We start from the raw sequence: 26,189 nt of genomic DNA, 5'->3' as shown, positions 1-26,189 counted from the left end.
ACCGACCCTTCAGCCGGGCCGGTCCAATTCCTTAACGGCGTGCCGCCTTAATTGTCACGCTTGTCGTCGCCCAGGTCTTCGAAATCGGCATCAAGGATGTCGTCATCCGCAGCGCTGGCTTCGGGCTCGGCTTCGCCTTCTTCCTCTTGCTGCGCCTTGTAGATGGCTTCACCCAGCTTCATCGCGGCTTCTGTCACGTTCTGGATGCCCGACTTGATCTTTTCAGCCTTCGCATCGTCGGCTTCCAGATCATCCTTCAGCGCGGCAATGGCCAGTTCGATGGCTTCGATCGTCGTCGGGTCGACCTTGTCGGAATGCTCTTCCATCGACTTTTCGGTCGAGTGGATCAGGCTTTCCGCCTGATTCTTGGCATCGACCAGCTCACGACGTTCCTTGTCGGCCTCGGCATTTGCCTCGGCGTCCTTAACCATCGCTTCGATATCCTCATCCGACAGACCGCCAGAGGCCTGGATGGTGATCTTTTGCTCTTTGCCGGTGCCTTTGTCTTTCGCGCCGACCTCAACGATACCGTTGGCATCGATGTCGAAAGTCACCTCAATCTGCGGCATGCCACGTGGGGCTGGCGGGATGTCTTCGAGGTTGAATTGACCCAGCATCTTGTTGTCGGCTGCCATCTCGCGCTCACCCTGGAATACGCGCAAGGTCACGGCGTTCTGGTTGTCTTCGGCGGTCGAGAAGACCTGAGACTTCTTCGTCGGGATCGTCGTGTTGCGGTCGATCAGGCGGGTGAAGACACCGCCCAGCGTTTCGATGCCGAGCGACAGCGGTGTGACGTCCAAAAGAACAACGTCTTTCACGTCACCCTGCAAAACACCGGCCTGGATGGCAGCGCCCATGGCGACCACTTCGTCAGGGTTCACGCCCTGGTGGGCTTCCTTGCCAAAGAATTTGGCAACTTCTTCCTTCACCTTCGGCATGCGGGTCATACCGCCGACCAGGACCACCTCATCAATGTCGCTGACCGAGAGGCCCGCATCCTTGATGGCATCCTTACATGGCTTGATCGATTGCTTGATCAGGTCAGAGACAAGGCTTTCCAGCTTCGCGCGGGTCAGTTTCATGACCATGTGCAGCGGCTGGCCGTTTGATCCCATCGAGATAAACGGCTGGTTGATTTCGGTGCTGGAAGACGACGACAGTTCGATCTTGGCTTTTTCGGCTGCCTCTTTCAGACGCTGCAGCGCCATCTTGTCTTGCGTCAGATCGACCGAGTTCTCTTTCTTGAACTCATCAGCCAGGTAATTGACGATGCGCATGTCAAAGTCTTCACCACCCAGGAACGTGTCACCGTTGGTGGACTTCACTTCGAAGAGGCCGTCGTCGATTTCGAGGATCGTGACGTCGAACGTACCGCCGCCAAGGTCATAAACGGCGATGGTCTTGCTGTCTTTCTTGTCGAGGCCATAGGCCAGTGCGGCAGCCGTTGGCTCGTTGATGATCCGCAGCACTTCGAGGCCAGCAATCTTGCCAGCGTCTTTTGTCGCCTGACGTTGCGCGTCGTTGAAATAGGCAGGCACGGTGATCACGGCTTGCGTGACGTCTTCGCCAAGATAAGTCTCGGCGGTTTCCTTCATCTTACCCAGGATGAAGGCGGAAATCTGGGACGGGGAGTATTTCTCACCCTTGCTTTCAACCCATGCATCGCCATTGCCGCCATCGACAACTGCGAAAGGCATGTTCTTTTTGTCTTTCGACAGATCCTTGTCGTCAAACCGGCGCCCGATCAGGCGCTTGACGGCAAAAATGGTGTTTTCGGGGTTGGTGACGGCCTGACGTTTGGCCGGTTGGCCGACGAGGCGCTCGTCATCTGTAAATGCGACAATCGAAGGTGTTGTGCGTGCACCCTCAGAGTTTTCGATCACGCGCGGCTCAGAGCCGTCCATGATCGCGATACAAGAGTTGGTCGTTCCAAGGTCGATGCCAATCACTTTAGCCATTTTTCAAATCCCTCTACTTCAGGCGGTTTGAGAGGCGCGAACCCATTGCGGCACCCGCGCCAGTAAGTTGATTACGTCCGGGTCACATGCCCCGAAACTTGATCTTTGGGTATATAGGGTCGGGCTCTGGGGGCTGCAAGCGTCCGAAGCCCTGTAAAACAAAGAAATGCAGCATGCCCAAACGGCATTGCGCCTTAACCTTTGCTAACGCCCCGCCGTCCAACTGAGTGAGACGCTGCGGCGTGTAAAGAATTCGCCCAACATACCAATCATCAGTACAGCCAGCGAGAAATAGATCGGGTACATGATCGACGTGACAAAGGGGTTGTAGTGCAGAAAGACAAAGCCGCGTATTTGGTCAATAATGTGAAAGAGCGGATTCCAGTCAAACAAGGCGACCATGCTGGCGGGCAGGGTGTTTACCACAAACATCTTGCCGGATGCGATCATGTTGACACGCACATAGAAGGTGCGAAGCAGCTGGCCCAAGTCCGGGATCCACGGGATGACTGCCAGAAATACGGTGCCAACGGCGATGCCCGAAAACCACGCGACCAACAACATGCCCATTGCGCCGATTGGCTGATCAATCGTAATGGGCGTGAATACGATGTGGTAGACAAGCAAGATGGTCCCCAAAGCCAGGATCTGGGTGTAAAGGGCCGAAAACGCAGCTGAGACGATGGCGATCAGCGTGTTCATTGGTGCGTGTTTCATCATTGCGGCCGTCGGCCCCTCGGCCCCAGCGACTGCAGTTACTGCCCGTATATGCGTCATGTAGACAAATATGCCCGTCATGATGAAAAGCAGGAAGTCGCCCCGAATAGGCGAGCTGCGCAAGCCCAACACCAGAAAAATGACAAAGAAGGCCAAAACCATCACAATACTGCGCAGGACATCCAGTGCGATGCCGACAACCGCGTTGCGGTGTCCCTGCCGGATTTTCCGCACGATCGTGTGGTACATGACGTCGATCATGCTCCAGAAGCTCTGGCTTGGTGTTGTCAGCGTCTTTGGTTCAAACATCTGCTGGTTGGGGTCCCGTCTGGCCTTGCCCGATATGGTGGTTTCTGCCACACGATCCTTGCTGATCCATTGATGGGGCACCATAAGGGCGGCATTGCGTCAATTCAACAATGGGGACAATGGGATGGATTATGAGCGGCTCATCCCTCTTATGCGGCTTCTGGCGCTGGAGGCGGGCGATGCGATCATGGACATCTACAATGCCGATGATCTGCAAGTGCGCAGCAAAAGCGACGACAGCCCCGTTACCGCAGCCGATGAAGCGGCCGATGCGATTATCAGCGCCGGGTTGCGCGATGCATTCCCAGACGTCCCGCTTGTGACCGAAGAACAGGCGGCGTCTCATGGGCAGGACGTGCAGACCTTCCTCATCGTTGATCCGTTGGACGGGACGAAGGAGTTCATCAAGCGCCGGGGAGAGTTTACGGTCAACATCGCTTATGTTGAGAACGGTGTGCCGATCCGCGGGGTGGTTTATGCGCCCGCGATAGGGCGGATGTTCTTTACAGGTGCTGATGGTGCCACAGTCGAGGAGACGGGTGCCCTCGATAAAGCGGTCATTGGTCCGACACAGCCTTTACGCGTCTCTGATCCCGACAACGATGCTCTATTGATTGTCGCTTCGAAATCGCATCGCGATCAGGCGACCGAGGATTACATTGCGAAATACAAGATCGCGGACATGAAAAGTGCCGGTTCGTCGCTGAAATTCTGCCTCCTCGCCGCAGGTGAGGCCGACTTCTACCCGCGGCTGGGCCGCACGATGGAGTGGGATACGGCTGCTGGCCACGCCGTTTTGGCTGGTGCGGGCGGATCGGTTCTGCGTTTCGATGATCATACACCACTGAGCTATGGCAAACCGGGCTTTGAAAACCCGTTCTTCCTTGCCCTCGCTCCCGGTGTCGCACTGGAAAAAGCCTGATGTCAGTGCTGATCGTCATCCCTGCGCGCTACGCGTCCACCCGGTATCCGGGCAAGCCACTGGTTGCGCTGCAGGGTGCGACGGGGCAGCGCAAAAGTCTTGTGCAGCGGTCATGGGAGGCGGCGATGCAGGTGCAGGGTGCCGACCGCGTGGTCGTTGCGACCGATGATGATCGCATTGCGGATGCGGCAACGGCATTTGGCGCGGAGGTCGTGATGACCGCGACCACCTGCCAGAACGGGACTGAACGCTGCGCGGAGGCTGTGGCGAATTTGGCGGCAGAGGCCGAGATTGTCGTCAATCTTCAAGGTGACGCGCCGCTCACTCCCGCCTGGTTTGTCGAAGACCTCGTCTCGGGATTGCGCGCCGCGCCGCAATCCGGGGTCGCGACACCGGTCCTGCGCACCGATGGAGCGACGCTCAACGCATTGCGCGCCGACAGGCAGGCGGGACGCGTTGGCGGCACGACGGCCGTGTTTGGGGCCGATCACAATGCGCTCTACTTCTCGAAAGAGGTGATTCCCTTTACCGGCGGATCGTATGCCGACGGCGAAGATACACCTGTCTTTCACCATGTCGGTGTTTATGCCTACAGACCCGACGCCCTTGCCGCCTATGCCGGGTGGCCGATGGGGGCTCTGGAACGCCTTGAAGGGCTGGAACAACTGCGATTTCTCGAACGCGGCATTCCAGTTTTGTGCGTCGAAGTTGAGGCACGAGGGCGGCAGTTCTGGGAGCTCAACAACCCCGAAGATGTGCCGAGAATCGAGGCGATGATGGTGCAGATTGGGCTGACCTGACAAGCATTTGGCGGAATTACGACCAAATTTCTGAAATCCATTCAGATTCATATGCTTTTTGACTTAATATGGTCGCGTTAACTCGCTACATCGCGTGGCATTATCCTAGGAAAGGCATTGCAATGCATAAAAGAGTTACCAAAGCGATTTTTCCCGTCGCGGGCCTTGGCACGCGGTTCCTGCCAGCGACGAAGTCGGTCCCGAAAGAGATCATGACCCTGGTTGACCGACCACTTATCCAATACGCGATTGACGAGGCGCGTGCCGCCGGGATCGAGGACTTCATCTTTGTGACCTCTCGCGGCAAATCCGCCCTGGAAGACTATTTTGACCACGCTCCGGATCTCGAAGCATCACTCAAAGCCTCTGGCAAGACCGAGTTGCTGGAGATACTTCAAAACACCAACATGGATAGCGGCACGATCGCCTATCTGCGACAGCACAAACCCCTTGGTCTGGGCCATGCGGTGTCATGTGCCCGCAAGCTGATCGGCAACGAGCCCTTTGCCGTCATTTTGCCGGACGATCTGATCGCTGCTGAAAAGCCCTGTCTGCAGCAGATGGTCGAGGCTTATGAAGAAACCGGCGGCGCAATGGTTGCCGCTATGGAAGTGCCACCGGAAAAGATCTCGGCCTATGGTGTGCTGGATGTCGAAAGCCAGGACGGTGCCGTGATGAAGGTCAAAGGCATGGTGGAAAAACCAGCCAAGGATGCGGCACCGTCAAACCTGGCCGTGATCGGGCGCTACATCCTGAACCCCAACGTCCTCTGCAACTTTGACCATCTGGGCCGCGGTGCCGGTGGTGAATACCAACTGACAGACGCCATCGCGCACGAGATTGTCGCAGGCCGTGGCGTCTATGGCTATCGCTTCGACGGCCAGCGTTTTGATTGCGGGTCAAAGGCCGGGTTCTTGCAGGCGACCGTTGCCTTTGCACTGGCCCGCGACGATCTGCGGGATGAGTTGTCAGATTACCTCGCCGGGCTGCACGCGACACGGCAGGCCGCGCAGTAATACCCGATATGACGACTTTCCATCGCGGTCCGGTGGCGGAGGCGACCTTTGCCTACCGGATGCGATGGAAAAGGCGCCGGTTTCTGTTCCGGATCTGGCGCAAACGCCATCAGATCAGCAATGTTGTGGACCGAACCGCCACGATTGCGCCTGATGACGTCCTTTGCTTTTCGACAATGCGCAACGAGATGCTGCGCTTGCCGTACTTTTTGCAGCATTACCGTGCGCTGGGCGTGCAGCATTTCCTGATCGTCGATAATGGCAGCGATGATGGGAGCGCAGCCTATCTGGCCGAACAACCCGACGTGTCGCTTTGGACCACCGCGCACAGCTACCGTCTGTCCCGCTTTGGCATGGACTGGCTGGGTTGGTTGCAATGGCAATACGGGCATGGACATTGGTGCCTGACGGTGGATGCGGATGAACTGTTGGTTTATCCGCACTGCGCGGAGCGTGATCTTTCTGCGCTGACAGCGTGGCTTGAAGGTGAGGGCGCAGCTTCCTTTGGCGCATTGATGCTGGACCTCTACCCTAAGGGGCCGCTCGGCGCGGGCGCTTATGGGCCAGGTGACGATCCAACCAAACAGCTCGACTGGTTTGACGCGGACAATTATCGCCACCAGCAACACCCCGTTTACGACAACCTTTGGATCCAGGGTGGGGTGAGAGAGCGTGTCTTTTTCGCGGATGAGCCGACAAGGGCGCCTACGCTCAGCAAGACGCCCCTGGTTCGCTGGCATTGGCGGCGCGTCTATGTCAGCTCAACCCATCAGATGCTACCGCGCCGCCTGAACCATGTCTTTGACAAAGATGGTGACACAAAAACAACGGGTGTACTGCTCCATACCAAGTTTCTGCCCAACATTGCCGAGAAGTCCGCCGAAGAGCTTACCCGCCGTCAACACTTTGAGAATAGTGATCTTTATCAAGATTATCACCGGCAATTGACCGAAGGCCCGGACCTATGGTCGCCCGCGTCGCAACGATACGAGGGCACCGAACAGTTGACTGCGTTAGGACTGATGTCCAAAGGGCTTTGGGTCTGATATGCCGGGGTGCAAGTAACGGGAATTGGCCGCTTTTGGGAATTGCGACGTCATATCGGCTGCGGTGGCAGCGTAAGCGCTGGAAGATGCGCGCGCGGCTGAAGGCGCGTGAACTGACACCGGTGCGTGATCGGACGGCGCAGATCCGACCCGATGACATACTGCTGTTCTGCACGTTGCGCAACGAAGATGTCCGCCTGCCGTATTTCCTCAGCTACTATCGCGATCTTGGCATCAACCACTTCCTGTTTGTGGATAATAACAGCGACGATGGTGGGGACGCATATCTGGCCGAGCAAGAGGATGTCTCGCTCTGGACGACCAAGGCAGGTTATGGCGATGCGCGCTATGGCGTTGACTGGCTGACGTATCTGCAAGGCAAATTTGCCCATGGGCACTGGGCGCTGACCGTCGATGTGGATGAGTTTTTCGTCTACCCGTTCTGCGACACACGGCCCATCCGCGCGCTGACCGATTGGCTGGATGCCTGCGCGGTGCGATCGTTCGGGGCGATGCTACTTGATATGTATCCCAAGGGGCCGGTGAGCGATGCGGCTTACGCGCGTGGCCAGGACCCGCTGGAGGTCGCGAACTGGTTTGATCCCGGCAACTACGTGATGAGCCGCAACAAGCTTTTGCGGAATCTCTGGATTCAGGGGGGACCAAGGGCGCGGATGTTCTTTGCCGAGAAGCCAAAGAAAGCACCGGCGCTCAACAAGATCCCGCTGGTGAAATGGCGCAAACCTTATGCCTATGTCAGCTCGACCCATATGATGCTGCCGCGGGGGCTGAACCTTGTCTACGATCAAGGTGGCGGCGAAAAGACCTCTGGCATCCTGCTGCACGCCAAGTTCCTGAACACCTTCCACGAACGCGCCCCGCAAGAGGCGGAACGTGCGCAACACTACAAGAAGGGCCAGGAGTACCAATCCTACGTGGCCCGCCACGGCGCCGATCCAACCTTTTGGTCGCAGTGGAGCGAGCAATACATCAACTGGCGCCAGCTTGAGGCGCTGGGCCTTATGTCCAAGGGAAACTGGGCGTGAGTGTTGGCGTCATCATGTTGGTTCACACGGCCTTTGACCGGGCCGAGCAAATGGTCCGCCATTGGGTCGATGGCGGCTGTCCTGTTGTAGTGCATGTTGACTCGAAGGTGGATCAGCAGAGCTATGACAGTTTCGCTCAAGCGCTGGGCGTGATGGACAATGTGCTGCTTTGCAAACGGCATCGTTGCGAATGGGGTGGGTGGGGCCTTGTCGCGGCGTCGCAGGCGGCGGCCACCTTGATGCTGGATAGTTTTCCCGATGTCCGCCACGTCTATCTGGCCTCAGGTGCTTGCCTGCCTTTGCGTCCGGTGACCGAACTTTGCGCGTATCTGGAAGCGCATCCTGATACTGATTTCATCGAAAGTGCGACGACGGCCGATGTGCCCTGGCCGGTGGGTGGCCTTGACCGTGAAAGGTTCACATTGCTGTTTCCGTTTTCCTGGAAGAAACAGCGCTGGCTTTTCGACAAATTTGTGAGGCTGCAGCAGTTGGTGCGTTTCCGCCGCAAGCTGCCAGAAGGTGTTGTGCCTCATATGGGGTCGCAATGGTGGTGCCTCACGCGCCAGACACTACGCGCGATTCTGGATGACCCGCAGCGCGGCGTCTTCGACCGCTTCTTCAGGCATGTCTGGATCCCCGATGAAAGCTATTACCAGACGCTGGTTCGCCGTCATGCAACCAGGATCGAAAGCCGCTCTCTCACCCTGTCCAAGTTCGATTTTCAGGGCAAACCGCATATCTTCTACGATGATCATGCACCGTTGCTTATGCGGTCGGGCTGCTTTGTCGCGCGTAAGGCCTGGCCTTATGCAGAAGGGCTTTATCGAGCGTTTCCGCGCAAGGCGACAGATCTGCCTACCCTGCAGGAGCCCGATACGGCACGGATCGACCGTATTTTTGCAAGTGCCGTGGACCGGCGGTTGCGCGGGCGGCATGGCCTTTACATGCAAAGCCGTTTCCCCAACCGCGACCATGAAAACGGTTTGGCGGCGGCTCCCTATTCGGTGTTTCAGGGCTTCGACGACATTGTCCCTGATTTTGCGCAATGGCTCGCCAAACGCACGGGGGCCGAAGTGCACGGGCATCTCTTCGCCAAGGATAGGGCGCAGTTTGCCAGTGGTGCCCCACTGGACCGGGGTGGTTTGTCCGACAGCGCGCGACTGCGTGATTACAACGGGCGTATGTTCCTGACCAACCTGATCTGGAACGGGCGCGAAACTCATCAATGCTTTCAATTTGGGCCCGCTGATACCCAAGATATCCGCTGGATGTTGGCCAAAGACACACAAGCGCGGATCTGGGTTGTCTCGGGTGCTTGGGCCGTGCCTTTGTTCTTGTCGGGTCGCTCGGCGGGCGAAGTGCGGGCAGAGGCGGCGCGCCTGCAACGGATCGAGCACAAGTTTCTGAACGCCCTTCGCGCGCCACATGCCCGTGCGCGCATCCAGATCATGACCCTCGCCGAATTCGTCGAGGCACCTACCGAAGTCCTGCAATCCATCATTGACGAGATTGCCGGCCATCGCGGGAGCGCTGTGACAGCCCTGCCGCAGATGGCGGATTTGCAGGGGCTGGCCGGCTTTCTGCAAGACCTGAAGAACCAGGGTATGCATCCCTTCCTCACCGGTCAGTTTAGCGCACAGCAGGCCCCGACCGCTGACCGCAGCGCCATACCCAAACCCTATGTTGTCGGGCGTCAATGACGAAGTTCACGTCTTTCATCGTTCTGGCCGAGATGCGGACCGGGTCCAACTTTCTTGAGGCGAACCTGAACGATCTGGATGGCGTTCACTGTTTCGGAGAGCTGTTTAACCCCGCCTTCATCGGTTACCCGAAGACGCAAGACATCCTGGGCATCTCACTTCAGGCGCGGGAGGACGATCCGCTTGCCATGCTTGATCGGATTAAGGCGCAGGACGGCCTTTGCGGGTTTCGCTACTTTCATGACCATGATCCCCGTGTGTTGGACCGCTGCCTGAACGACCCGCATTGCGCCAAGATCATCCTGACACGCAATCCGCTCGACAGTTTTGTCAGCTGGAAGCTCGCGCAAGCCACTGGCCAGTGGAAGCTGACCAACGCGACCCATGCAAAATCGACGCAAATCGCGTTCGATACCGCCGCGTTTGAGGCGCATATGCGCAAGCTTCAGGATTTCCAGATCAAGGTCCTCAACACGCTGCAGCGTGCGGGGCAAACGGCCTTCTACATGGGCTATGACGATCTGCGCGACGTTGAAATCCTTAATGGTCTGGCGGCCTATCTGGGTGTTGCTGCGCGCCTGTCAAACCTCAACAGGAAGCTCAAGAAACAGAACCCGGAACCGTTGGAGGCGCGTGTTGCCAATTACGATGAAATGCGGGTGGATTTGCAGGCTTTGGACCGGTTTGATCTCGACAGCACACCGCACTTTGAACCGCGCCGGGGCCCGGCCATCCCGACATATGTTGCCGCCGCCAAGAGCGGGCTGATCCACATGCCGCTCCGCTCCGGCCCCGAAGACGCAATCGCGCATTGGTTGGCCGGGATCGACGGCGTCGCTTTGTCAGAACTGAAGACCGGATTCACACAGAAAACCCTGCGGCAATGGCAGCAAGACCACATGCCACACCGCGCTTTTGCGGTCCTGCGTCACCCAGTCGCGCGCGCCCACGCGGCGTTTTGCGACCGCATCCTGCTGGATGGGCCGGGCAGTTTCGGACAAATCCGCGCCAGTTTGCGCAAGGTCCACCGGTTGCCGATCCCGGCGCAGGCGCCGGATCTCACGAAAACAAGCAACTACGATGTTGCTACCCATCGGGCCGCATTTCTCGCGTTTCTTCAATTCTTGCGGAACAACCTGTCTGCGCAAACCAGCATTCGGGTTGATCCGTCCTGGGCTGGACAATTCACGTTACTGCAAGGCTTTGCACAATTCATGATGCCCGATGCGATCTTGCGCGAAGAGCGTTTGCAGGATGATCTGCCGGCCCTGGCAAACCAGATCGGCATCGCGGCGGATGAGGTACTGCCCGACATGGCCCATCCCCACGAAGCCTGGCTGACGGCCATCTATGACGCTCATATCGAAGAGGCCGCGCGGGCTGCTTATACGCGCGACTATGCGGTGTTCGGATTCGAAAACTGGGGATAGTGGCCCCTAGGCCGCCTGAGATGATTGCTGTTCGGTCAGGATTGTGTGCAGCGTCGCCGGGTCGCTGTTGGCGCGCAGCTTGGAGCAGACAGAGGCATCGCGCAACGTTCTTGAGACAAGCGCCAAGGCTTTGAGGTGGTCCACGCCCGCGCTTTCCGGTGCAATCAACGCAAACACCAGGTCGACCGGTTGACGGTCGACTGCTTCAAAATTCAGCGGTTTCTCTAGCCGAAGAAAGATGCCCTTAACGGCATCTGCGCCAGCGATCCTTGCGTGAGGAAGGGCTACGCCATGCCCGACGCCGGTTGGGCCCAACCCTTCGCGTTCAATAAGCGCTTCGATCACGGCAGTTGCGTTCAGCCCATAGCTGGTCTCAGCCAATTCGCCCAGATCGTGAAAAAGCCGCTTCTTGCTGGTGCATGATGAAATTGTCTTGACTGCAGATTGCTGCAAAATCTCACCAAGTTGCATAAGATCGTCTCTCACCAAATCTGGGCGGTTCAACCCGCATCACGTGGGTCGATCCAGCCAATGTTACCATCGTCGCGTCGATAGACGACGTTAATTCCGTTGTTTTTCTCGTTTCGGAACACAAGCACCGGTGCACTTGCGATTTCCATTTGCATTACTGCTTCACCGACAGACAAAGACTGTATCTTGGTCTCCGTTTCCGCCACGATCATGGCGTTCACGGCATCTTCGGTTTCTGCTGAAGCCTCTTCTGAGTCGTCCTTTGGCTGCAGGATATATGACCCGGCATCTGAAAGTTCAACAGGTTGTGAGCGACCTGCATGGTGATCTTTCAGGCGTCGTTTGTAGCGGCGCAGCTGTTTGTCCATCTTCTCACCGCTGCTATCGAAAGCTGCATAAATCTCATGCGCTTTGCCCGTTGCCTGCGCGGTCAGTCCGGTTGAAAGATGAACGATAGATTCGCAGACATATTCATGCCCCGACTTCGAGAAAACCACATGTGCATCCGTTGGGCGCCCGGCATATTTGCTGAGGATTTCGGCAAGCTCGGTCTGCACATGCGTCTGCAATGCTGCTCCGATGTCGATCTGTTTACCGCTGATTTGATACCGCATCGCTTCTCCCGTAAATGCTATTCTGACATGGTCGCGAAGCCTCCCCCCGGGGGCAATCTTGTCGCTCTCATGTCATTGGAAAACGATAACGCCCGTCTTTTCTTTGCTGAGCCGGTCGGCGCATCGACCAGATGCACGCGATCGTGCCTAAAGAGATCGAGTCAGTCATCGCACCCATTTGGCGCCGAAATGATGCAGGTTGTCAATAATGCTATGAGGCGGGTGCCTGCGGCCTAATTCACGCGGAAGTTGTTGCCGAGATAGACCCGGCGCACATTCTCGTCCTGAATCACTTCCTCGGTTGTGCCGTTCATCAACACCTTGCCATCATGCAGAATATAGGCGCGGTCGACGATCTGCAGCGTCTCTTGCACATTGTGATCGGTGATCAGCACGCCAATCCCACGATTCTTCAGATCTGCAACCAAATGACGGATTTCGCCAACGGCGATTGGATCAACGCCTGCGAATGGTTCATCCAGAAGCACGTATTTGGGCCCGGCCGCAAGGCAGCGTGCGATTTCCACGCGGCGCCGTTCACCACCTGACAACGCCAAGGCCGAGGCGCGGCGCAAATGCTCAATCGAAAACTCTGACAGCAACGCTTCCAGCCGCTCTCTTCTGCGGTGCCGATCAGATTCAGCAATCTCAAGAATAGACATGATATTGTCTTCAACGGTCATGCCGCGAAAGATCGACATTTCCTGCGGCAGATAGCCGATGCCAAGCTGGGCGCGACGATACATCGGAAGCGTCGTCACGTCGCGCCCATCGATGATGACCTTGCCACCTTCCGCTGTGATCAGCCCTGCGATGGCGTAAAAGCACGTTGTCTTGCCCGACCCGTTGGGACCCAGCAATGCAACAACCTCGCCCCTGCCGAGATCGATGCTCACATCGCGAATGACCGGACGTTTGCGATAACTCTTACGCAAGCTGACAATGTGAAGCCCAACATCGCCGTCGCGCACGCTGAGATTGGGCGGCGTTTCCATCAATTCTGACCTTGTTGCAGCACGGTGCGTACCCGGCCATCCATGGTGGCTGTCCCATCGGTGAGATTGATGATCATCGTTTCAGCCGAAATCGCGCTTGCCCCTTGAGTCAACAGAACATCGCCGTTGAGCGTCAACAGCCCGGTTTCGACATTGTAATCGGCGTCTTGTGCTTCGGCCGCCTCGCTGGCCGTCACAAATGTGACGCCATCACTGGCGATCAGACGCGCGATGGCGCTGCTTTCGGCGACATAAATCACCTCAACCATGCCTGCCGACAGGCGCAGATCGCCTTGGCCGATCACGACATTCCCGCTGAAGACGGCAGAACCTGTATCCTGATCCACTGCCAGGCTGTCGGCGGTCACCTCGATGGCTGCCGATGTGTCCACCTCGACCCCGCCCAGATCGATACTGGTCTGTGCAAGCGCTGTGCCTGCACAAAGGCAGATTGATGCAATCAGAGGTAGAATAATTCTTAGCACGGGAAAAGGTGCCCTTTGACGTTTTGGCAGTTACTCTTGCGGTTCGTATAGCAGCCTTACACCATCGGTGAACAGCATCTGCTGCCCAGTATTCTCGGCGGAGACCTGAAATGTCACCTGCCCGGCAGTCAGTTCCCCAAATGGGGCATGGATTTCAAGCAATCCGTCCGATGTCACGAGACCGGAATCGAGTTCAGCGATCAGCCCGTTCGTCTCCATCTGGAACCCCGAAGACGTCTCGAGCCGCGCTAGACCCAGAAACCGTGCCAGGCGGCTGCGCCCGTCCAACTCCCCTTCCGTTGCTGTCACGGTCAAATGGCTTCCGCCAGGGTTGTCGATCCGCATTTGCAGGTCATCGATGTTGACGGTATCTGGTTGCGTTGCATCGGGCCGGGCAGAGCGTGCATGGATCGACAGGATCGCGCCGTCATCAGTGACACCCGAAAACCTCGGTGCTGAAAGCCGCTGTTCCCTCGCGATGGCCTCAACTTCGGAAAAGGTGATTTCGGTAGGCTCGTTTTGCCCCCGCGCGAACAGAAACAGCGTGGCGAGGAGTGCAAGCGCACAAAGCGGCAGCAGGATTTTGGCCCAACCGACCATTGCAGAATACAGATTGTCGTTGCCGCGCATGTTTAGACAATACCAGCACGCAGGCAGTCATGAATATGCAAAATACCGGCAACATTGCCTGCGGCGTCGGGATCCACCGCGAATAGAGTTGTGATTTCCCGACTATTCATCAAAGCCAGAGCCTCTTCAGCCAGGGCTTTGGGCGCAATGGTCTGGGGTTGCGGTGTCATCACGTCGCCCGCGTGATGGGTCAATAATCCGTCCATATGCCGTCGCAAATCACCATCAGTGATAATGCCGACAAGGCTGTTCTTGCTGTCGAGCACACCAACAACGCCGAATCCCTTCTTGCTGATGGTCAGCAAAACATCACTCATCGGGGTATCAACCTGGGCCAGAGGCACAGTGTCGCCCACATGCATGAGGTCAGCCACTTTGGAAAGCTGGGCGCCCAACTTGCCGCCCGGGTGGAAGTCACGAAAGTTCTCTGGGGTGAAATCGCGATGTTTCATGAGCGCGATCGCCAACGCATCGCCCAGCGCCAGCGTCATCGTCGTTGACGTGGTCGGAACGATCCCGGTACCGCAGGCCTCGCCCAGATTGGGTAAAACAATGGCAATATCCGCGCGTTGCAGCAATGTGCTGCCCGGCCTGCTCGCCACGCCGATCATCGGGATGTTAAAGCGGCGGGTATAGGCCACGAGATCTGCCAATTCGGGCGTTTCACCAGAATTCGACAATACGAGTACCACGTCGCCACGTGTCATCATGCCAAGGTCGCCGTGGCTTGCCTCAGCGGGGTGGACAAAATGCGCTGGCGTCCCGGTGCTAGCAAAGGTGGCCGCGATCTTGCGTGCGATATGCCCAGACTTGCCCATGCCGGACACGATTACGCGGCCCTTGGCGTTTAGTAAAAGCGTCACCGCTGCGTCAAAAGAAGTGTCAAGCTGCGCAGCGAGGGTTTCGAGCGCTGCCGCCTCGGCCTTGATCACCTGCTGCGCGGTGTCCAGAAGATGCGAAGGTTTTGTCATCAATGCGCGAAGATGTCTGTCTCGGGCCAACCAGCAAGATCAAGCTTGGCGCGGGTTGGCAGAAAATCGAAACAGGATTGCGCCAGTTCCTTCCGCTCCTCGCGTGCCAACAATGCGTCGAAGGCTGCTTTAAGTTGATGCAAGTAGAGTACGTCTGACGCCGCATAATCGAGCTGTGCGTCGGTCAGCGTCTCTGCCCCCCAGTCGCTTTGCTGTTGATGTTTCGAGATATCGACGCCCAACATGTCCTGCAAAAGCGTTTTCAGGCCATGGCGGTCAGTAAATGTACGCACCAGCTTCGATGCGATCTTGGTGCAGTAGACCGGCGCGGTCAAAACGCCCAAGGTCTTGTAGAGCGCGGCAATATCAAAACGTCCGAAATGGAAGAGTTTCAGGACGTCCGGGTTTTCCAGCATCGCGCAAAGATTGGGCGACGCGACGTGATCAGGATGGATTTGGACCAGGTGGCAATCGCCATCACCTCCCGACATCTGGATCAGGCAGAGCCGGTCGCGATGCGGGTTTAGTCCCATCGTTTCGCAATCGATCGCCACAATCGGACCAAGGTCCAAACCGTCTGGGAGATCGTTTCTGTAAAGGTGATTTGCCATCTGACGCGGCTCACTTTGCTGCTGTTGTTCTGCAAATACGTGGTGTGACCCTAATGCTCAAGCCCGCTTCACGGCCACCTGACCAGCTTGACCGGCGCGCAAAGCACGATCGGCGTTTTGGTCGAGCCAGGCACGGAATTCATCCGGCGGCATCGGTTTGCCATATCCGTAACCCTGGCCGAAGGCGCAGCCACGACTTCTCAGGTGCTTGGCTTGTTCGTCTTCTTCGACGCCTTCAGCAATCACGTGCAACCCAAGTTCGCCCGCCAGTGCCAGGATCGCGCGCACAACACTGTCAGCGCTGTGATCCGGTAATGGTGCGACAAGCGAACGGTCCAGCTTGATACCGCTAAGCGGAAGTTGCGTGAGCTTTGAAAGTGAGGCGTAACCGGTCCCAAAATCGTCAAGCTCAAGCGCGATCCCGCATTCTGCAAGGCTATCAATGTTTATTGCGGCCATGTCATCCTTGCCTTCAATCAAAGTGGTTTCGAGCACCTCGATCACAACCTGGTCAGCCTCCAGTCCTGATTTCTGGAGTTGGAAGAGGAACCGTTCAATCAGATAAGGGTCAGAGATTGTGTCCGGCGCCGCATTAAGCGAGATGCAAGGCCGCCACAGGCTTTCGTGCTGCCAGGTCTGAGCAAGGTTCATCGCAGAGCGCCAGATGCTGTGATCGACGTCGACCATCAGACCTGAATGCTCTGCAGCTGGGAGAAACTTGTCGGGCGTTAACAGGCCCCGTTTGGGGTGGCGCCAGCGGGCCAAAACCTCTGCGCCGTGTAATGTGCCATCAGACAGCCGGATTTGCGGTTGAAACCAGGGCTCAATCTCTCCGTTTTTGATGGCGTCGACCAGATCAAGTTGCAACTGGCGCATACTGCCGATTTCATCGCGGAGTTGATTGTGAAAATGCTGTGACCGGTTGCCACCTTGGTTCTTGGCGACCTGCAACGCCAAGCCGAGATCTGCAATCACGCTTAGCGGATCCTGTTTGCCGGCGGAGATCTCCATGTAACCGATGCTCATCGAAAGCGGGATACGCCGGGCATTCACCTCAAGCGGCTCCGCAAATGATGCGCGAATCCGGCCAACCAATTCCAGTGCGGCTTCGTCGGAAATCAACACAAACTCATCACCGCCGATCCGCGCAACGACGTGGTCATCGTCGACACAACTTTTGAGAACAAGCGCCATCTCGCACAGGACGGCGTCGCCAAAGTCATGACCCGCAGAATCATTGATCGACTTGAAGTCGTCCAAACCAATCAGGATGACACTCATCTCTGGTCCGTCCTGATCGGAGAGAGCGGCCTTCAACGATGTCATCAGCGAACTGCGATTGGGCAGCCCGGTCAGCGGGTCATGGTTGATCATGTAATTCAACCAGCTGTTGGCATCTTGCAGCTCTTCACGCGATGTTTGCAGACGTTCGCTTTGCTTGCGAAGCTTTTGGATATTGGCCGTGACCGTCAGTTGTGCGGGGGCGAAGACAATCAGGATTTCGATGACCAGCATTGCAACGGACAGCTTGATCAGCGTCGCTTGCAGATCTGACAATCGGTCAATTTCTGCCCGTGCCGTGCTTTCGATCAGTTCCGTTGCCGCCCGCAATTGCCCTTTCAAACCACGAGCCGTGTAGCGTTCATTCAAGGCTCTCTGAACAATGCTTTGTTCAACCGGCCCGGCCGTCGGTAAGCGCTTTGCAAGATCGGCAAAGATCCTAACGCGGTCATCCAACGGCCGCTCGGATTCGAAGTAGTGGTTCTGCAATGCATCAGACCAGATTGGCGATGAGATCACGTAAGCATGCGCTTGCTCAAATGCAGCGATGTTTTGATCAAGCGTCTGGAAGAGCCGGGCGTCGTCGTTGATCGCAGCTTCGGTTTGCAGCAGGATATCGTAACCCAGAAGCACCTGATTGCTACCAACGCTCATCACAGTTTTTGCGGCGGTTCCACGTTCGGTGATCGTGCGATTGACCTGATCTATCGCAAAGAGCAGGGCAAAGATGATGGACAACGCAAAGGCATAGTGCATCCAAAGACGCTCGGCATTCCGGCGCGACAAAAACTTGAATGCACGACGTGCAATTGACGTAAAAAGCTGCATCCAACGGGATCCTGCGAATTCTCACCGGATAGACCCTGACGCAGATTGATTAAGTTAGAGTTGAGCCAATTTTGACTTTTCGGGGTCACCGCCCTGCGGCAGATCGTAGCGCTTGCGCAGACGGTCAATGCGCGTGCCGTCGCGCAAGGGAACGTCGTTGAGACGATCGTAATCCTGAAATCCCAAACCGCTGTAGTAGCGTAGACCCGGCACATTATCGGCGCGAATCGTGGCATCTATTTTCTCAACGCCAGCGGCCTGCGCGCTTGCTCGTGTCGCTGCGAAAAGGTGTTGTCCAACCCCCTTTCCGGCCACGTCCTGGGCCACAAAGGTCGCGATGTAAGCCCATCCCGCCAACTCCGAATTGCTTTCCGGACCTGGCCTCACCAATGACTGAAACCCGGCGACCCGACCGTCAATTTCGGCCACATGACAGGCGATGTTCATCTCGGGCGCAATGTATTCCACCTGCATCCGCTGGTCATCAAAGGGCCGTTGATGGGCGGTCGTTCCGCCTGCCGCGATGATTTCGTTCAAAAGGGCCGTCATATCTGCCGCATCAGAGGGTTTGGCCAGACGAATGATCATAGTGATGCCATCAATGTATGATGCCTGCGTGTGAAATCATCGCGGACATCCATTGGCGGGCGCAATCTGATCTGAAACTCCGCCACCAGAGCCGCGTCTTGTTTGCCGAAGAACTTGTTCGCCTCCGTTTGCGTGAAACCCGCGATTTGCACCGCTTCAAGCCAAGCGGACAGTTTATCCGCGCGTTTGATCTGCTTCTTGATCGGCGCGGGAAGCAGAGCTGGAAGACCAAAGCGGCGATGGATCGCTGCGGTCAAACGTTCGTCGAGCGCGCCGTAATCCGGCCCGACCGCCGCCTTTACCGGGCTGATCATATCGCCGATCACGTATTCCGGGGCGTCGTGTAGAAGTGCGGCAAGCTGCCATTTGGTCGGCGCCTGAGGTTGCTGCCGGGCAAAGATATCGGCCACAAGTAAGGAGTGTTCAGCCACCGAGTAGGCATAGTCGCCCTTGGTTTGCCCGTTCCACCGGGCTACAAACGCCAGACCGTGGGCGATATCCTCTATCTCGATATCCACTGGTGTGGGATCCAAAAGGTCCAAACGCCGCCCCGACAGCATGCGTTGCCATGCGCGGTGTTGTTTCATGCGATTGCCTGCATTGCGATGCTCCGCAACCAAGCGGGATTGTTGTTGGCAACATCAGATAGAGGCGATTTCACGGCGATCGACATGGGGTTGTCATAGGCTGATCAGGCCCAGGGTTGCCAGCATAAACTGCGTAGTTTTCGCGGCAAAGGATGATGCGCTTGCGTGCGGATTCGATAAATGGCGACAGGTAAGGTGGTAAGAAAATGCCCTTGCTGCACTTCGCACCCCTTGGTTGTTAGGACGACATTAACCGCGAACTGCAATCGATGCGCATGGAGCGCCCTCTGGGCGTGACAATGGCACCATTGCCGCACCAGCACGGCCCTGCTATCAGCGCCGCAACCCACACTGACACGGCCCAGGAGGCGGGAATGAAAGACTACGTTGTCAAAGACATCGACCTTGCAGATTTTGGTCGCAAAGAGCTCGATATCGCTGAAACCGAAATGCCGGGCCTGATGGCCCTGCGCGAGGAATACGGTGAGAAAAAGCCTCTGGCTGGCGCGCGCATCGTTGGCTCTCTGCATATGACAATCCAGACGGCGGTTTTGATTGAGACGCTGGTGGAATTGGGTGCTGACGTGCGCTGGGCCTCGTGCAACATCTTCTCAACCCAAGACCACGCGGCGGCTGCGATTGCTGCAGGTGGCACACCGGTTTTCGCGGTCAAGGGCCAGACGCTGGAAGAGCATTGGGACTACCTAGATAAGTCATTCATGTTCCCCGAAGGCCCCAACATGATCCTCGATGACGGCGGCGATGCGACACTATACGTTTTGCTCGGCGCGCGTATGGAAGCGGGCGAAGATGTGCTGGCTGTTCCAACCTCGGAAGAGGAAGAAGTGATCAAGAAGCAAATCCAAAAACGCATGGCCGAAAGCCCCGGCTGGTTTGCCAAGACCAAGGCCGCGATCAAAGGTGTGTCGGAAGAGACGACCACCGGTGTGCACCGCCTTTATGATCTGCACAAGAATGGGCAACTGCCGTTCCCTGCGATCAATGTGAACGACTCGGTCACAAAGTCGAAGTTCGACAACAAATATGGCTGCAAAGAATCGCTGGTTGACGGGATCCGCCGTGCCACCGACACCATGATGGCCGGTAAAGTCGCTGTGGTTTGCGGCTATGGCGATGTGGGCAAGGGCTCTGCTGCCTCGCTGGCGGGTGCTGGTGCGCGCGTGAAGGTGACCGAAGTCGATCCGATCTGCGCATTGCAGGCCGCAATGGACGGGTTTGAGGTTGTGTTGCTGGAAGACGTGCTCGACTCGGCGGACGTCTTCATCACCACCACTGGGAACAAGGACGTGATCCGCATCGAACATATGCGCGAGATGAAGGACATGGCCATTGTTGGTAACATTGGTCATTTCGACAATGAAATTCAGGTGGCCGCCCTCAAGAACCACAAATGGACCAATATCAAGGAACAGGTGGATATGATCGAGATGCCATCGGGCAACCGGATCATCCTTCTGTCCGAAGGGCGTCTTTTGAACCTTGGTAATGCGACAGGCCACCCCTCTTTCGTGATGTCCGCGTCCTTCACCAATCAGGTGCTCGCCCAGATGGAGCTGTGGAACAACGGCGACGCGTACGAGATCGGCGTGCATATCCTACCCAAGCATCTGGATGAAAAGGTTGCGCGCCTGCATCTGAAGCGGATCGGCGTGAAGCTGACCGAGCTCAAGAAAGAGCAGGCGGATTACATCGGCGTCACCGTCGAAGGGCCGTTCAAGCCAGAGCATTACCGGTACTAAGCGCCCATGCGGCATGCCAGACGTCAGGCCATGGCGCAGGATGCCGCGAAGCAGACGCGAAAAAGTAGGGGTCGCAGCCTTGCGCTGATCAGGGGCTTGGCTGCGTTTGCTTTTGTGGGAGGGGTAGGGTTTGGCCTCTATCAGCTGTTTGTCCATCCCGGCACGCCATTGCCACCGCATTGGAATCCGACCAAGCCGCTGGTAGTCAGCCAGCCGGTGACCGCGCTGACCGAGTGGAAGCTGAACCGGGCTCTGGCCTCGACCGAAAGCTGTCTTGCGACGATTAACGGGTTTGCGGCACTGCAGCCCATGTCTGATTTGCGGGAAAGTGATCAATGCGGCATCACGGGTCGGGTCAACCTACGCGCGGTGGGCGATACGCGGATGAGCCCGATCGAGACCCGCTGCGCCATCGCGCTACGCATGGCGATGTGGGAGCGCCACGGGTTGCAGCCCGCGGCGCGCGATACTCTGGGAACGACTCTTGCCCGTGTCGATCAATCGGGCAGCTACAATTGCCGCACCATCCGCACCACCTCCGGCCCGTCAGAACGGATGAGCACCCATGCCACCGCAGATGCCATTGATATCACCGGCTTTGCCTTTGCGGATGGACGCCAGATCAGCTTGCTGCGTGATTGGGATGGCACAGGGCCGGAAGCTGCCTTTCTGCGTGCCGCGCGAGACAGCGCTTGCGACTGGTTCCGTGTGACCCTTTCGCCGGATTTCAACGCGCTCCACGCGGATCACTTTCACTTGCAATCAGTGGGCTGGGGACTGTGCCGATAGCAAAAGGGCGCGAACTGTGCCGCGCCCTTTCTGATGAGGCTGCGACCGATATCAGAAGTTGAAAGCGATCCGCGCTTTCAGCGTCGTCACACCCACATCGATACCTGAATTGTTGTAATCCTCGAATTCGTGGTTCAGCAACTCGGCACCCAGATCGATGTTTTCGGTGATGGGAAAATCGTACCCGATTCCAACAAGATAGCCTGTATCATCACCGAGTTCAGGCGACGTCGCACTGACGAAACCCAGCGTACCGTAGACCAGACCGCTGCCAAGTTCGGTACCCAAACGCCCCTTGATCCGTCCGGTCGAATCCACTTCAACAGCACCATCGCCAATGTCATATTCGGTTTCGTCATAATCGACTTCGATACCAGAGACGAGACCGCCGCCAAGGTTGAACAGGTAGCCCGCAAAGATACCGAGTGAGTTGCCGTCACCGTCAAGTTCGGCACCGTCGTCAGTGTCGATTTCAGCGCTGCCCGCGGCAATACCCGCATAGGGGCCATTCCAGTCGTTTGCAAAGCCAGCCGCGGGGACGGTGACAATGGCCGATGCCAGTAAGATATTTTTAAGTGTCATTACGATTTCCTTTATCTTTCGTTGACCATCGGTTTACGGCGCGATCCATGGGATGGATTTGCCTTCTTCTGGAACGTTTTTGTGAGGTCTTTCCGGCGGCAAATTCCTGGATTTCTCATGCCCCTGACCTAGGCAGAGCCCAAAGCAAAACATCGCCGCCCGCTTTGGTTTGGGCTTTACCGGAAGTCGCATCTGCCATTAACGTGCCCGAGCGTTGCTTTGGGCAGCGGATATTGACCAATAACACGAACAGCGGGGGACACTCTCATGGGTAAAAGAGACGAGTTGATTGAAAAGTACGCGGACGACCTCAAGAACAAATGTGGCATGACGCCTGACATGGACCTTTTGACCAAGGTCACAATCGGCTGCGGCCCGGCGATCTACAATGCCGATGCATCCACGGTTGCGAGCAGTCAGCCCGCCGAACTTGAGACGGTAAAGAACAACTTTTTGATCAAGAAACTCGGTCTGAAAGACAGCCCAGAACTTGATTCCGCAATCTCATCTGTCCTCGACACTTATGGCCAATCAGAGCGCAACAAGTATCGCGCGGTCGTTTACTACATGCTGACCAAGCATTTCGGAAAAGAAGCCGTCTACGGCTAAGTGACACGCAGTTGCGCCCGCTAACGGATCGGCGGGCGCGGTTCGTCTCTGCCGCTCATTTGAATAAAGTTTTCAAGGCTATTTCATTGCGCCAGAGAGCTGAATTTTTGTATGAATGGCGCAGGGTCAGAATGATCCGAACCTAGAGATTTCTTTGCGTGTGGTGGCTTGGTACGCGCGGGGTGAAAGAGGGTTCGGAGTTTCTCCGGACCCTCGTTTCATTCAAAGCGCTATTAACACGCCGCCGATGATTGCGGCAGCAAGGGTCGCATATCCACCGTCGATGACGGCTAGTTTCCAGGGCCGATCAGAATAGCCGGTATTGATGAAAATCCATGGAGTGATGAAGAACAGCCCGATGCCAAGGCCGGACTGAACGCCCTTGGAGATTGTGTCGATCCCGGAAAGCGCCAAGGTGTGCCGCATCATGCCAGCCACCAGAATAATGCAGATGAACGACACGATGTAGGGTGTTGGATTGCTGCTATTGACTGGTTTGCCGTCATCACCAACGGCAATCTGTGCGGCTTCCATCCATGGCTTTGACAGTACCATGTAATAGACAGCGCCGAACACGAATGCAGCGAAAGCCGCAACCAGCACCGAAAGAATTTCCATAACTATCCCCCATCTTTTGGATGGGACTATGCCGCGCCGACTTGTCGCAGGCTAGGGCTTTGTCGCACCCATCTCGCAGATCAGCTGCCATTCGTCCGCCGACACCGGTTGGACGGACAGGCGTGAATTGTTGACCAGCACCATGTCTTTCAACCGAGGTTCGGCCTTGATCATCTCAAGGCTGACGGGTTTTTCGAACGGCCGTACCGCTTTGATATCGACGCATTCCCAGCGGTCGTCGTCGGTGGTGCTGTCAGGATGGGCCTCGGCGCAGACTTCGACGATCCCGACAATCTCCAGCCCTGTGCGGGAATGATAGAAAAACCCGAGATCCCCCAGCTTCATGGCGCGCATGTTGTTGCGGGCCTGATAATTGCGCACGCCGTCCCATTCCTCGCCAGCCTCGCCCTTGGCCACCTGTTTGTCCCAGCCCCAGACATCGGGTTCGGATTTGAAAAGCCAGTATGCCATCAGCCAATCACCTTCTTCCACGCACGCAATGTCACCTCTTCGAACAGGCCAGCCTTGGCATAAGGGTCATTCGCAGCCCAATCCTCTGCCGCGGCCATGTCGGGCACCTCAAGTACGATAAGCGATCCACACATTTGCCCGTCATCATCCAGAAACGGGCCCGCCAAATCCACCACGCCGGTTTCGGCAACATAGTCGAGATGCGCCGCGCGATTGTCCATCCGGGTTTGCAATGCGCCAGGTTTGTCTTTGGTCATCAGTGCAAAACGCATTCATTCTTCCTTTAGTGGGCGTGACAACAAAGCATTCAGCGCGGTCGGCACGTCGGTTTGGCCATCTGTTAGGTCGGCGACAACTCTGCAGATCGGCATATCAAGATCAAGCTTTGCAGCCAATTGGCGTACGGCGCGCGCCGTCGCCGCACCTTCGACCGTTGTGCCTACGTCGAAATCCTCTCCACGACCAAGTGCCAGGCCATAGCGATAATTCCGGGATTGATCGGAGGTACAGGTCAGGACCAGATCGCCAAAGCCAGACAATCCTGCAAGCGTATCGGTCCGTGCCCCTGAAGCCATGGCCAGCCGCTGCATCTCGGGAAATCCTCGGGTGATCAGCGCGGCGCGGGCGCTTTCGCCGAAGCCAGCTCCAATCGTGACACCGGCCGCGATGGCCATCACGTTTTTCAGGGCTCCGCCGAGTTCCGCCCCTATGGTATCGGTTGTCCGGTAGAGCCGCATGCCAGTGGTCGACAGGGCAGTTTGCAGGATCGCCCCCGCCGCCTCGTCATTGCAGGCGATGGTAAGCGCCGTGGGCAGGCCGCGCGCGATGTCTGCGGCAAAGCTTGGGCCGGTCAGCATCGCGCCAATGGCGTCCGGCACCACATTGCGGATCATGCTTGCGGGGCCGGTCATGCGGGTCAGATCGATACCCTTGCAGCAGGCGACCAGGTATTTGCCATCCAGGTGAGCCTTATGTGTGGTCAGGAAATCTCGCAGCGTCTGTGCCGGGATCGCAAGCAGGATGATATCGCAGGCAAAAAGGGGTTCTAGCGCCGCGGAGAACGTCATCGTTTGCGGAAGCGCGACGCCGGGCAGTCGCGCGTTAGTTCGCTCGGCCCGCATTGTGGCCACGGCATCGGCGTTCCGCGCCCAAAGCACGACCTCATTGTGATCAAGTGCGAGGGCAACGCCCAATGCGGTGCCGAATGCCCCCCCGCCTGCAATCCCGATCTTCACGCCTTTGCCCCCTTTTTGCCAAAGCCCAGCATGGGGGCAGCCTGATCATCCAAAGGCCAACGCGGCCGCGCGGCAAGGGTGAGGTCATCCACCCTGCCATGCATTATCTTCTCAATCCCTGCATAGGCGATCATCGCGGCATTGTCGGTGCAGAGATGCAAGGGCGGCGCGATGAACGCGGTGCCCGATGCCGCGCAAAGTTGCAGCATCGCATCTCTGATCGGTCCGTTTGCCGCGACGCCGCCCGCAATGGCAAAGCTGGGCCTTGCGGGGCTCTGTGCCAGATAGATGTCGAGCGCGCGACGTGTTTTTTCGCACAACACGTCGGTCACAGCGGCTTGAAACCCGGCGCAGAGGTCCGCTTGATCTTCAATTGTCAGTCCACCATTTTCGGCAACGATGCCGTCCCGTGCCCGCAGGATCGCGGTTTTCAATCCGGAAAACGATAGATCACAACCCGGTTGGTTCAAAAGCGGGCGCGGCAGAACGAACCGATTGGGGTCGCCTGCCTTCGCCGCTGCCTCCACCGCTGGTCCGCCCGGTTGCGGTAGCCCCAGAATGCGAGCGGTTTTGTCGAAGGCTTCGCCCGGTGCGTCATCTATTGTGCCGCCCAGCCGCGTGTAGCTGTCATGCTCATTAACCAACAGGAACTGGCAATGCCCACCCGATACCAGCAGCATCAGGTAAGGGTAGGCGATCTGATCGGTGAGGCGCGGTGTTAGCGCATGACCCGCCAAATGGTTCACGCCGATAAGCGGCAATCCTGTCGCGGCGCAGATCCCCTTGGCGCACATGACGCCCGACAAGACCCCGCCGATCAGGCCGGGCCCGGCGGTCACGGCCACGCCATCAAGGGCAGCAAAAGACAGATTCGCCTCCCTCAAAGCCGCTTCAACACTGTGATCGAGCTTCTCGGCATGTGCGCGGGCAGCGATTTCGGGAACGACGCCCCCAAAATCGGCGTGCAGGGCGGTTTGGCCATAGACAATGGATGACAAAATCTCTGTCCCGCGCACAACGGCCGCTGCCGTGTCATCACAGCTGCTTTCGATCCCAAGAAGCGTCAGGTCTTTGGTCATTACCATCCGGTTGCGTGTTCCCCGGTGGCAGGTAACATTGC

The 26,189-nt window shown here is 57.2% G+C and carries 28 protein-coding genes; 10 read left to right on the top strand and 18 right to left on the bottom strand.

Going from position 1 to position 26,189, the window contains the following annotated elements; translation table 11 throughout:
• Positions 1–47: 47 nt before the first annotated feature.
• On the bottom strand, positions 48–1,958 hold the full coding sequence (gene dnaK / locus SLH47_RS11725) for a molecular chaperone DnaK (protein ID WP_320239695.1): 1,911 nt from the start codon (positions 1,956–1,958) through the stop codon (positions 48–50).
• 204 nt (positions 1,959–2,162) lie between these two features.
• The gene (locus SLH47_RS11720) at positions 2,163–3,065 is read right to left on the bottom strand and encodes an ABC transporter permease (protein ID WP_320239694.1); all 903 of its coding nucleotides are present in this window, start codon (positions 3,063–3,065) and stop codon (positions 2,163–2,165) included.
• Between the two features lie 43 nt (positions 3,066–3,108).
• Between SLH47_RS11720 and cysQ the strand changes: the two genes are divergently transcribed.
• The 7 genes from cysQ (at position 3,109) to SLH47_RS11685 (ending at position 10,944) form a co-directional block, all read left to right on the top strand.
• Positions 3,109–3,906, top strand: a complete 798-nt coding sequence (gene cysQ, locus SLH47_RS11715) for a 3'(2'),5'-bisphosphate nucleotidase CysQ (RefSeq protein ID WP_320239942.1) — start codon at positions 3,109–3,111, stop codon at positions 3,904–3,906.
• Positions 3,906–4,706, top strand: a complete 801-nt coding sequence (gene kdsB, locus SLH47_RS11710; RefSeq protein ID WP_320239693.1) for a 3-deoxy-manno-octulosonate cytidylyltransferase — start codon at positions 3,906–3,908, stop codon at positions 4,704–4,706. Before cysQ ends, kdsB begins: the two co-directional genes overlap by 1 nt.
• Positions 4,707–4,828: 122 nt before the next feature.
• Positions 4,829–5,722, top strand: coding sequence for a UTP--glucose-1-phosphate uridylyltransferase (locus SLH47_RS11705; protein ID WP_320239692.1), 894 nt, complete (start codon positions 4,829–4,831; stop codon positions 5,720–5,722).
• Positions 5,723–5,730: 8 nt separating this feature from the next.
• Entirely contained in the window at positions 5,731–6,768 is a 1,038-nt protein-coding gene (locus tag SLH47_RS11700; protein ID WP_320239691.1) for a glycosyltransferase family 2 protein, read from the top strand.
• Positions 6,769–6,854: 86 nt separating this feature from the next.
• A complete protein-coding gene (locus SLH47_RS11695) occupies positions 6,855–7,814 on the top strand; it encodes a glycosyltransferase family 2 protein (RefSeq protein ID WP_320239690.1) in 960 nt (319 codons plus the stop codon).
• The gene (locus tag SLH47_RS11690) at positions 7,811–9,514 is read left to right on the top strand and encodes a beta-1,6-N-acetylglucosaminyltransferase (protein ID WP_320239689.1); all 1,704 of its coding nucleotides are present in this window, start codon (positions 7,811–7,813) and stop codon (positions 9,512–9,514) included. The genes SLH47_RS11695 and SLH47_RS11690 overlap by 4 nt, the downstream gene beginning before the upstream one ends.
• A complete protein-coding gene (locus SLH47_RS11685) occupies positions 9,511–10,944 on the top strand; it encodes a sulfotransferase family 2 domain-containing protein (protein ID WP_320239688.1) in 1,434 nt (477 codons plus the stop codon). Before SLH47_RS11690 ends, SLH47_RS11685 begins: the two co-directional genes overlap by 4 nt.
• 6 nt (positions 10,945–10,950) lie before the next feature.
• Here the strand turns inward: SLH47_RS11685 and SLH47_RS11680 are convergent, their stop codons facing one another.
• From SLH47_RS11680 to SLH47_RS11635, 10 genes are all read right to left on the bottom strand, one after another.
• Complete coding sequence (locus tag SLH47_RS11680; RefSeq protein WP_320239941.1) at positions 10,951–11,415, bottom strand: PTS sugar transporter subunit IIA; 465 nt, start codon at positions 11,413–11,415, stop codon at positions 10,951–10,953.
• A gap of 29 nt (positions 11,416–11,444) precedes the next feature.
• Positions 11,445–12,029, bottom strand: a complete 585-nt coding sequence (gene hpf / locus SLH47_RS11675; RefSeq protein WP_320239687.1) for a ribosome hibernation-promoting factor, HPF/YfiA family — start codon at positions 12,027–12,029, stop codon at positions 11,445–11,447.
• Between the two features lie 233 nt (positions 12,030–12,262).
• Positions 12,263–13,024, bottom strand: coding sequence for an LPS export ABC transporter ATP-binding protein (gene lptB / locus SLH47_RS11670; protein ID WP_320239686.1), 762 nt, complete (start codon positions 13,022–13,024; stop codon positions 12,263–12,265).
• The gene (locus SLH47_RS11665) at positions 13,024–13,509 is read right to left on the bottom strand and encodes an LptA/OstA family protein (RefSeq protein WP_320239685.1); all 486 of its coding nucleotides are present in this window, start codon (positions 13,507–13,509) and stop codon (positions 13,024–13,026) included. Before SLH47_RS11665 ends, lptB begins: the two co-directional genes overlap by 1 nt.
• A 30-nt stretch (positions 13,510–13,539) precedes the next feature.
• Positions 13,540–14,139 (bottom strand): hypothetical protein, encoded by a 600-nt coding sequence (locus SLH47_RS11660; protein ID WP_320239684.1) that lies wholly within the window; start codon positions 14,137–14,139, stop codon positions 13,540–13,542.
• 2 nt (positions 14,140–14,141) lie between these two features.
• The gene (locus SLH47_RS11655) at positions 14,142–15,110 is read right to left on the bottom strand and encodes a KpsF/GutQ family sugar-phosphate isomerase (protein WP_320239683.1); all 969 of its coding nucleotides are present in this window, start codon (positions 15,108–15,110) and stop codon (positions 14,142–14,144) included.
• Complete coding sequence (locus SLH47_RS11650; protein ID WP_320239682.1) at positions 15,110–15,721, bottom strand: ribonuclease D; 612 nt, start codon at positions 15,719–15,721, stop codon at positions 15,110–15,112. Before SLH47_RS11650 ends, SLH47_RS11655 begins: the two co-directional genes overlap by 1 nt.
• A gap of 57 nt (positions 15,722–15,778) precedes the next feature.
• Positions 15,779–17,830, bottom strand: a complete 2,052-nt coding sequence (locus SLH47_RS11645) for a bifunctional diguanylate cyclase/phosphodiesterase (protein WP_320239681.1) — start codon at positions 17,828–17,830, stop codon at positions 15,779–15,781.
• A gap of 54 nt (positions 17,831–17,884) precedes the next feature.
• Positions 17,885–18,418 carry a GNAT family N-acetyltransferase gene (locus SLH47_RS11640; protein WP_320239680.1) on the bottom strand — a complete coding sequence of 178 codons (534 nt, stop codon included), beginning with the start codon at positions 18,416–18,418 and terminating at the stop codon, positions 17,885–17,887.
• The gene (locus SLH47_RS11635; RefSeq protein ID WP_320239679.1) at positions 18,415–19,005 is read right to left on the bottom strand and encodes an HD family hydrolase; all 591 of its coding nucleotides are present in this window, start codon (positions 19,003–19,005) and stop codon (positions 18,415–18,417) included. Before SLH47_RS11635 ends, SLH47_RS11640 begins: the two co-directional genes overlap by 4 nt.
• Before the next feature lie 374 nt (positions 19,006–19,379).
• Between SLH47_RS11635 and ahcY the strand changes: the two genes are divergently transcribed.
• Both ahcY and SLH47_RS11625 read left to right on the top strand, forming a co-directional pair.
• Positions 19,380–20,765: an adenosylhomocysteinase gene (gene ahcY / locus SLH47_RS11630; RefSeq protein WP_320239678.1), complete on the top strand. Its 1,386-nt coding sequence runs from the start codon at positions 19,380–19,382 to the stop codon at positions 20,763–20,765.
• A gap of 96 nt (positions 20,766–20,861) precedes the next feature.
• On the top strand, positions 20,862–21,554 hold the full coding sequence (locus tag SLH47_RS11625) for an extensin family protein (protein ID WP_320239677.1): 693 nt from the start codon (positions 20,862–20,864) through the stop codon (positions 21,552–21,554).
• Positions 21,555–21,605: 51 nt separating this feature from the next.
• Here the strand turns inward: SLH47_RS11625 and SLH47_RS11620 are convergent, their stop codons facing one another.
• Positions 21,606–22,136: an outer membrane protein gene (locus SLH47_RS11620; protein WP_320239676.1), complete on the bottom strand. Its 531-nt coding sequence runs from the start codon at positions 22,134–22,136 to the stop codon at positions 21,606–21,608.
• 267 nt (positions 22,137–22,403) lie between these two features.
• Here SLH47_RS11620 and SLH47_RS11615 point away from each other — a divergent pair, with 267 nt between their 5' ends.
• Positions 22,404–22,745 carry a DUF2853 family protein gene (locus SLH47_RS11615; RefSeq protein WP_320239675.1) on the top strand — a complete coding sequence of 114 codons (342 nt, stop codon included), beginning with the start codon at positions 22,404–22,406 and terminating at the stop codon, positions 22,743–22,745.
• Between the two features lie 222 nt (positions 22,746–22,967).
• Here SLH47_RS11615 and SLH47_RS11610 read toward each other — a convergent pair whose 3' ends face one another.
• From SLH47_RS11610 to tsaD, 5 genes are read right to left on the bottom strand one after another with little or no spacing between them, the layout of a single operon-like run.
• Positions 22,968–23,363: a DUF1761 domain-containing protein gene (locus SLH47_RS11610; RefSeq protein ID WP_320239674.1), complete on the bottom strand. Its 396-nt coding sequence runs from the start codon at positions 23,361–23,363 to the stop codon at positions 22,968–22,970.
• A gap of 51 nt (positions 23,364–23,414) precedes the next feature.
• The gene (locus tag SLH47_RS11605; RefSeq protein ID WP_320239673.1) at positions 23,415–23,834 is read right to left on the bottom strand and encodes an EVE domain-containing protein; all 420 of its coding nucleotides are present in this window, start codon (positions 23,832–23,834) and stop codon (positions 23,415–23,417) included.
• Positions 23,834–24,106: a YciI family protein gene (locus SLH47_RS11600; RefSeq protein ID WP_320239672.1), complete on the bottom strand. Its 273-nt coding sequence runs from the start codon at positions 24,104–24,106 to the stop codon at positions 23,834–23,836. Before SLH47_RS11600 ends, SLH47_RS11605 begins: the two co-directional genes overlap by 1 nt.
• Positions 24,107–25,069 (bottom strand): NAD(P)H-dependent glycerol-3-phosphate dehydrogenase, encoded by a 963-nt coding sequence (locus SLH47_RS11595; RefSeq protein ID WP_320239671.1) that lies wholly within the window; start codon positions 25,067–25,069, stop codon positions 24,107–24,109. It lies immediately after the preceding gene.
• Entirely contained in the window at positions 25,066–26,148 is a 1,083-nt protein-coding gene (tsaD, locus tag SLH47_RS11590) for a tRNA (adenosine(37)-N6)-threonylcarbamoyltransferase complex transferase subunit TsaD (protein ID WP_320239670.1), read from the bottom strand. The genes SLH47_RS11595 and tsaD overlap by 4 nt, the downstream gene beginning before the upstream one ends.
• Between the last annotated feature and the right edge of the window lie 41 nt (positions 26,149–26,189).

The sequence above is a fragment of the Cognatiyoonia sp. IB215182 genome (genome assembly GCF_033963905.1).
GTDB lineage: Bacteria > Pseudomonadota > Alphaproteobacteria > Rhodobacterales > Rhodobacteraceae > Yoonia.
This window is presented reverse-complemented; position numbering and strand designations above follow the sequence as displayed.

Bases quoted from the DNA above. Each gene is read 5' to 3' on its own strand.
- dnaK (WP_320239695.1), bottom strand. From the start codon at position 1,958: ATGGCTAAAGTGATTGGCATCGACCTTGGAACGACCAACTCTTGTATC.
- cysQ (WP_320239942.1), top strand. From the start codon at position 3,109: ATGGATTATGAGCGGCTCATCCCTCTTATGCGGCTTCTGGCGCTGGAG.
- kdsB (WP_320239693.1), top strand. From the start codon at position 3,906: ATGTCAGTGCTGATCGTCATCCCTGCGCGCTACGCGTCCACCCGGTAT.
- SLH47_RS11705 (WP_320239692.1), top strand. From the start codon at position 4,829: ATGCATAAAAGAGTTACCAAAGCGATTTTTCCCGTCGCGGGCCTTGGC.
- SLH47_RS11700 (WP_320239691.1), top strand. From the start codon at position 5,731: ATGACGACTTTCCATCGCGGTCCGGTGGCGGAGGCGACCTTTGCCTAC.
- SLH47_RS11695 (WP_320239690.1), top strand. From the start codon at position 6,855: ATGCGCGCGCGGCTGAAGGCGCGTGAACTGACACCGGTGCGTGATCGG.
- SLH47_RS11685 (WP_320239688.1), top strand. From the start codon at position 9,511: ATGACGAAGTTCACGTCTTTCATCGTTCTGGCCGAGATGCGGACCGGG.
- SLH47_RS11680 (WP_320239941.1), bottom strand. From the start codon at position 11,415: ATGCAACTTGGTGAGATTTTGCAGCAATCTGCAGTCAAGACAATTTCA.
- hpf (WP_320239687.1), bottom strand. From the start codon at position 12,029: ATGCGGTATCAAATCAGCGGTAAACAGATCGACATCGGAGCAGCATTG.
- lptB (WP_320239686.1), bottom strand. From the start codon at position 13,024: ATGGAAACGCCGCCCAATCTCAGCGTGCGCGACGGCGATGTTGGGCTT.
- SLH47_RS11660 (WP_320239684.1), bottom strand. From the start codon at position 14,139: ATGCGCGGCAACGACAATCTGTATTCTGCAATGGTCGGTTGGGCCAAA.
- SLH47_RS11655 (WP_320239683.1), bottom strand. From the start codon at position 15,110: ATGACAAAACCTTCGCATCTTCTGGACACCGCGCAGCAGGTGATCAAG.
- SLH47_RS11650 (WP_320239682.1), bottom strand. From the start codon at position 15,721: ATGGCAAATCACCTTTACAGAAACGATCTCCCAGACGGTTTGGACCTT.
- SLH47_RS11645 (WP_320239681.1), bottom strand. From the start codon at position 17,830: ATGCAGCTTTTTACGTCAATTGCACGTCGTGCATTCAAGTTTTTGTCG.
- SLH47_RS11640 (WP_320239680.1), bottom strand. From the start codon at position 18,418: ATGATCATTCGTCTGGCCAAACCCTCTGATGCGGCAGATATGACGGCC.
- SLH47_RS11635 (WP_320239679.1), bottom strand. From the start codon at position 19,005: ATGAAACAACACCGCGCATGGCAACGCATGCTGTCGGGGCGGCGTTTG.
- ahcY (WP_320239678.1), top strand. From the start codon at position 19,380: ATGAAAGACTACGTTGTCAAAGACATCGACCTTGCAGATTTTGGTCGC.
- SLH47_RS11620 (WP_320239676.1), bottom strand. From the start codon at position 22,136: ATGACACTTAAAAATATCTTACTGGCATCGGCCATTGTCACCGTCCCC.
- SLH47_RS11615 (WP_320239675.1), top strand. From the start codon at position 22,404: ATGGGTAAAAGAGACGAGTTGATTGAAAAGTACGCGGACGACCTCAAG.
- SLH47_RS11610 (WP_320239674.1), bottom strand. From the start codon at position 23,363: ATGGAAATTCTTTCGGTGCTGGTTGCGGCTTTCGCTGCATTCGTGTTC.
- SLH47_RS11605 (WP_320239673.1), bottom strand. From the start codon at position 23,834: ATGGCATACTGGCTTTTCAAATCCGAACCCGATGTCTGGGGCTGGGAC.
- SLH47_RS11600 (WP_320239672.1), bottom strand. From the start codon at position 24,106: ATGCGTTTTGCACTGATGACCAAAGACAAACCTGGCGCATTGCAAACC.
- tsaD (WP_320239670.1), bottom strand. From the start codon at position 26,148: ATGACCAAAGACCTGACGCTTCTTGGGATCGAAAGCAGCTGTGATGAC.